Here is a 5,121-nt window from a genome sequence, read left to right on the forward strand (position 1 = left end):
CGCGCGACCTGGCCCGCGCGGGCGTCTGCCTGATCCCCGAGGGTCGGGGCGTGTTCCCCAACCTCTCGGTGCGCGACAACCTGCTGATGATGACCTTCACGGGCCGCGGCCGCGCGGAGATCGAGGAGGCCGCCTTCGCGCGGTTCCCCGTCCTCGCCCGGCGCGCCTCGCAGACCGCCGGGACCCTGTCCGGCGGCGAGCAGCAGATGCTCGCCCTCGCCCGGGGACTGGCCACCGACCCCGCCGTGCTGCTGCTCGACGAGCTGTCCATGGGGCTGGCGCCGCTGGTCGTCGGACGGCTGTACGAGCAGGTCGCCGAGGTCGCCCGCCAGGGGGTGGCGGTGCTGGTCGTCGAGCAGTTCGCCGCCGCCGTCCTCGGGATCGCCGACCACGCCGCCGTGCTGGTGCGCGGCCGGATCGAACGGCGGGGGCGTCCGGACGACGGGCTCCGCGCCGACCTGTCCGCTCTCTACCTGGGGAGTTCCACATGAGTCCGACCGAGACGAGACCCACCGAGCCGAGCCGCGAGGAGCGCGGCGGCGGCGCGGACGCCCCGGAGGAGGCGCCTGGCGCGCAGACGCGGGCGGACCGCTTCGTCCGGGAACTGGCGGAGCTGAAGATCCCCGACCCGGCGGCGGGCCGGGCCGGGCTGTGGCTGCGCCTCGGCGCGGTGCTGATGGCCGCCGGCGTGGCGCTCGCGGTGACCGCCTACCTCGTCTCCCACGGCACCCGCGACCCGCTCCTGCAGCGGGACGCGATCACGCTCGGCCTCGGCGGGGTCACCGCCGCCGTCGCCGGGTCCGCGCTGTTCCTGCGCTACTCGCTGACCGGGTTCCTGCGGTTCTGGATGGCCCGGCAGTCCTACGACATCGCCCAGCTCACCGACCGCCTGCTCGAGAGGGAGGTCCGCAAATGACCGCACCGGCACCGCGCACCGGCGACCAGCTCGCCAGCACCGTCTGCGGCACGCGCGTGATCGTCGTGCGCGCGCCCGCCGAGGGCGCGCCGGAGATCGCCTGCGGCGGCAGCCCGATGGTGCCCGCCTCCTCCCAGGGGGACGCGGCGGCGCCCTCCGGGGGAGGGGAGGCCGCGACGCTCATCGGCAAGCGCTACGTCGACGCTGCCGGGACCCTCGAACTGCTCTGCACCCGCTCCGGAGCGGGCGAGCTCACCTGCGGGGGCGTCCCGATGACCCTCAAGACGGCCAAGCCGCTGCCCGCCTCCGACTGAAGGGAACGCCATGAACCGCGACGACATGATCCTCATCAGCGTCGACGACCACATCATCGAGCCGCCCGACATGTTCGTGAACCACCTGCCGAAGAGGTACCAGGACGACGCGCCCCGGCTCGTCCACCGCGAGGACGGCAGCGACGTCTGGAAGTTCCGCGACACCGTCATCCCGAACGCGGCGCTCAACGCCGTCGCCGGCCGGCCGAAGGAGGAGTACGGGCTGGAGCCGCAGGGGCTGAACGAGATCCGGCCCGGCTGCTACGACGTGGACGAGCGGGTGAAGGACATGAACGCCGGGGGGATCCTGGCGTCGATGAACTTCCCCTCGTTCCCGGGGTTCGCGGCGCGGTTGTTCGCCACCGAGGACTCCGACTTCTCCCTCGCCCTGGTGCGGGCGTACAACGACTGGCACATCGATGAGTGGTGCGGGGCGTATCCGGGGCGGTTCATTCCGATGGCGCTGCCGGTGATCTGGGACCCGCAGCTGTGCGCCGACGAGGTCCGCCGGGTGGCGGCCAAGGGCTGCCACTCGCTGACCTTCAGCGAGAACCCGGCGGCGATGGGCTACCCCAGCTTCCACAGCGACCACTGGGACCCGCTGTGGCAGGCGCTGGTCGACACCGGGACCATCCTCAACGTGCACATCGGCTCTTCGGGCCGCCTGTCGATCCCGGCCGTCGACTCCCCGCCGGACGTGATGATCACGCTGCAGCCGATGAACATCGTGCAGGCCGCCGCCGACCTGCTGTGGTCCCGCGTCATCAAGGAGTACCCGGACATTAGGATCGCGCTGTCGGAGGGCGGGACCGGCTGGATCCCCTACTTCATGGAGCGGGTCGACCGGACCTTCGAGATGCACGCCACCTGGACCCTGCAGGACTTCGGCGGCAAGCTCCCCAGCGAGGTGTTCCGCGAGCACTTCCTCACCTGTTTCATCAGCGACCCCCTCGGGGTGCGGCTGCGGCACGACATCGGCATCGACAACATCTGCTGGGAGGCCGACTACCCCCACAGCGACTCGATGTGGCCCGGCGCCCCCGAGGAACTGCACGAGGTGCTGGAACGCTGCGAAGTGCCCGACGACGACATCGACAAGATGACGCACCAGAACGCGATGCGCTGGTACCACTTCGACCCGTTCAGCCACATCCCGCGCGAGCAGGCCACCGTCGGCGCGCTGCGCAAGGCCGCCGAGGGCCACGACGTCTCCATCCAGTCCCGCAGCGCCCGGCTGATCGCGCCGGAGGAGAAGCTGGAGGCGTACCGGTCGCGGGCGCGCGCGGCCACCGCGGCGCAGTGAGCGGGACGGGCGCGTAGGCGGACCGCAGGCCACGGAGAACACCGGACGGCGAGGGGGCGCGGCCGGCCCGCAGGTTACCGATGAGTGACCCTTGTCACACGCGGCAAACCAACCTAATGTACCTTCAGTAGGTTTTGCGGAGGGGGTCCGGTGACCGATCAGCGGCCGTACGCCGCGCTCCTCGCCAAGGGCGAGGACCGCAGGCAGCTCATCCTGGCGGTGGCGCAGCGGCTGCTGCGCACCTACGGATGGCGCGGCATCACGCTCGGCCAGATCGCCCGGGAGGCGGGGGTCAGTCCCGCGGGCCTGCTGCACCACTTCGAGTCCAAGGAGCACCTGCTGAACGCGGCGCTCGACGTCCGGGACGCCCACGACGACGCCAGGGCGGACCGGACGTCGGACGACATCGTCGGGCAGTTGCGCCAGGTTCCCCGGCGGTTCGAGGAGACCCCGGACCTGATCGGGATGTTCGCGGTCCTCCAGATGGAGAACCTGGACCCCGCCGCCCCGCTGCACGACCGGTTCCTCGGCCGGCACCGCGCGGCGGTCGAGACCATCGCCGAGACCATCAGGCGCGGCCAGCGCACGGGCCGGTACCGCACCGACCTGGATCCGGCCGTCAAGGCCGTGGAGATCGCCGCCTTTCTCAACGGGATAGAGGCATCATGGCTGCTCGACCCTTCGATTCCGCTGACCGAGGTCTTCAAGGAGTACACCGACTCGCTCGCCCGGCAGCTCGCCCCGCCCGCAGACTCTCGCTGAGAAGCCGCCTCCTGGTCGTCGCGCCGAGCATGGCGGACGCGGTCCGTTGCGCGGGCGGCTGGCTCTTCGACCGCGTGGCGGCCGGGTGGGACGTCACCGTCCTCACCGCGGACCACGCCGACCCCCGCCCGCTGCGCATCCTCGGCGCCCGCCCCGCCGACCTGCAGTGCGCCCTCTCCTCGCCCGTCCGCGGCCCGCGGCCGCGGGCCATCGCGGTCTGCGGCGGCCTGTACGGATCGGACCCGCGCGTCCGCCGGATGGTGGCGCGGGCCCTGGACGAGCTGGTGGAGATCACGCTGTGGGACGGCACGGCCCCCGCGGCGGAGCCGGCGGGCCCCGCCGGGGAGGGGCCGGGGGAGGGCGAGTGGCTGCCGCACCGGCTCAGCGTGGCCGCGCGCGCCTTCAAGGCCCAGGCCATGGCGGCCGCCTGCGTCCCCGCCGACGCCGCCGGCGCGACCGAGTTCTTCCGCAGGCGCGAGCCGGTCCGGGCCTGAGAACGGATCAGCCGAGGGCGGATCAGCCGAGGGCCGCGAGGATGTGCGGCAGGTCGACCGTCGTACGGATGCCGGGCCGCGCCGCGCAGACGGCGGGCACCGCGTTCACGGCGCGGTTGGCCGTGTAGGCGGGGGACACGGCGGCCATCCGCTCGATGGGCACCGGGAAGCGCATGTCGATGTCGAGCGGGGCGTCGCCGTCGACCGCGATGTGCCAGCCCGTCGCGCGGACGTCCCACCCGGGGTCCAGGTCGGCGGTGCAGTACCAGACGGCGCGGAAGCGCAGCACCGCCCGGCCGTCGCGGACGCCGGAGACCGTGATCCGCTGCGCCGCGACCGTGCCGGCCTCCAGCTCGCCGGCGGCGATGCGGACGGCGCGGCGGGCGGTGGCGACCTCCCCGTCCGCCTCCAGCGAGTCGAGGGGCATCGACAGCGCGTCGGCGACCAGGCGCAGCGAGGGGCCGAAGCTGACCCGTCCGTGGGACAGCCGCCGCTCGTCGAACGCCGAGGGCGGCCTGCCGAACCCCATCACGTCGAACAGCAGGCCCGGCGAGTCGCGCCGGGAGAGGTCCGCGAACTCGCTGATCGTCAGGCCGTCGAGCCGCCGCTGGATGGACGCGAGTGTCAGCGGGACCGCCTCGCTGATGAAGCCGGGGCTGCTCCCGGTGCTGTGGATCGAGGTGCCCCCGCGCGCGCAGGCGGCCTCGACCCGCTCGCGGACCTCGGGCGGGACGCTGCCCGGGTGGTGGAACTCGCCGCGCGTGGTGACGACGTTGGCGCCGGACTCCAGCAGCCGGCACACCTCGCCGACGTCCAGCGCGCGGGGCATGTAGAGCACGCAGTCGGCGCCGAGCCCCAGGATCTCGCCGGCGTCGCGGGTGGCGGTGACGCCGGTGGGGCCGAGGCCGCACAGCTCGCCGGCGTCCGTCCCGGCCTTGTCCGGCGAGTGGACGTACACGCCCGCCAGGTCCAGCGCCGGATGCTCGATGACGCCGCGGAGGGCGCGGGCGCCGATGTTCCCGGTGGCCCACTGGACGACGCGGTGCTTCACGAGGACCGCCCGGCGAGGTGCGCGATGGCCATGCGAGACTCCTATTCTCTATTTCGAGAATGCTAATCTCTCAGGCTGAGACGGTCAATGTCCGCAGCGGTCGGGCGCGCGGTCGGCAGACCGGGGAGCGACGAGGAGGCAGGGATGCGCATCGGGTTCGTCGGCGCGGGGCGGATGGGCCGCCCCATGGTGGGACGCCTCGTCGAGGCGGGGCACGAGGTTCGCGCGCTGGGCCGCTCGGCCGCCGCGCGCGCCTCGCTCGAGGCGGCGGGGGCGCGGGC

At 73.3% G+C, this 5,121-nt stretch carries 8 protein-coding genes; 7 read left to right on the forward strand and 1 reads right to left on the reverse strand.

Annotation, left to right across the window (positions count from 1 at the left end):
• The 6 genes from ABZ914_RS46145 to ABZ914_RS46170 all read left to right on the forward strand — a co-directional run.
• The coding region (locus ABZ914_RS46145; RefSeq protein WP_500201001.1) for an ABC transporter ATP-binding protein at positions 1–491 on the forward strand (491 nt) is incomplete at its 5' end.
• Positions 488–916 carry a hypothetical protein gene (locus tag ABZ914_RS46150; protein WP_500201002.1) on the forward strand — a complete coding sequence of 143 codons (429 nt, stop codon included), beginning with the start codon at positions 488–490 and terminating at the stop codon, positions 914–916. The genes ABZ914_RS46145 and ABZ914_RS46150, both read left to right, overlap by 4 nt.
• The gene (locus tag ABZ914_RS46155; protein ID WP_500201003.1) at positions 913–1,230 is read left to right on the forward strand and encodes a hypothetical protein; all 318 of its coding nucleotides are present in this window, start codon (positions 913–915) and stop codon (positions 1,228–1,230) included. The genes ABZ914_RS46150 and ABZ914_RS46155 overlap by 4 nt, the downstream gene beginning before the upstream one ends.
• A gap of 10 nt (positions 1,231–1,240) precedes the next feature.
• Positions 1,241–2,533, forward strand: coding sequence for an amidohydrolase family protein (locus ABZ914_RS46160; protein WP_500201004.1), 1,293 nt, complete (start codon positions 1,241–1,243; stop codon positions 2,531–2,533).
• A gap of 150 nt (positions 2,534–2,683) precedes the next feature.
• Complete coding sequence (locus tag ABZ914_RS46165) at positions 2,684–3,295, forward strand: TetR/AcrR family transcriptional regulator (RefSeq protein WP_500201005.1); 612 nt, start codon at positions 2,684–2,686, stop codon at positions 3,293–3,295.
• Between the two features lie 29 nt (positions 3,296–3,324).
• Positions 3,325–3,789 (forward strand): hypothetical protein, encoded by a 465-nt coding sequence (locus ABZ914_RS46170; RefSeq protein ID WP_500201006.1) that lies wholly within the window; start codon positions 3,325–3,327, stop codon positions 3,787–3,789.
• 22 nt (positions 3,790–3,811) lie between these two features.
• Here the strand turns inward: ABZ914_RS46170 and ABZ914_RS46175 are convergent, their stop codons facing one another.
• Complete coding sequence (locus ABZ914_RS46175) at positions 3,812–4,840, reverse strand: NAD(P)H-dependent amine dehydrogenase family protein (protein WP_500201007.1); 1,029 nt, start codon at positions 4,838–4,840, stop codon at positions 3,812–3,814.
• Between the two features lie 144 nt (positions 4,841–4,984).
• Between ABZ914_RS46175 and ABZ914_RS46180 the strand changes: the two genes are divergently transcribed.
• On the forward strand, positions 4,985–5,121 hold a 137-nt coding region (locus tag ABZ914_RS46180), incomplete at its 3' end, for an NAD(P)-binding domain-containing protein (protein WP_500201008.1).

It is taken from the genome of Spirillospora sp. NPDC046719 (assembly GCF_040645715.1).
Classification (GTDB): domain Bacteria; phylum Actinomycetota; class Actinomycetes; order Streptosporangiales; family Streptosporangiaceae; genus Spirillospora.

What these genes read in the sequence shown, in the direction of transcription:
- ABZ914_RS46150 (WP_500201002.1), top strand. Translation starts at nt 488, where the DNA reads ATGAGTCCGACCGAGACGAGACCCACCGAGCCGAGCCGCGAGGAGCGC.
- ABZ914_RS46155 (WP_500201003.1), top strand. Translation starts at nt 913, where the DNA reads ATGACCGCACCGGCACCGCGCACCGGCGACCAGCTCGCCAGCACCGTC.
- ABZ914_RS46160 (WP_500201004.1), top strand. Translation starts at nt 1,241, where the DNA reads ATGAACCGCGACGACATGATCCTCATCAGCGTCGACGACCACATCATC.
- ABZ914_RS46170 (WP_500201006.1), top strand. Translation starts at nt 3,325, where the DNA reads ATGGCGGACGCGGTCCGTTGCGCGGGCGGCTGGCTCTTCGACCGCGTG.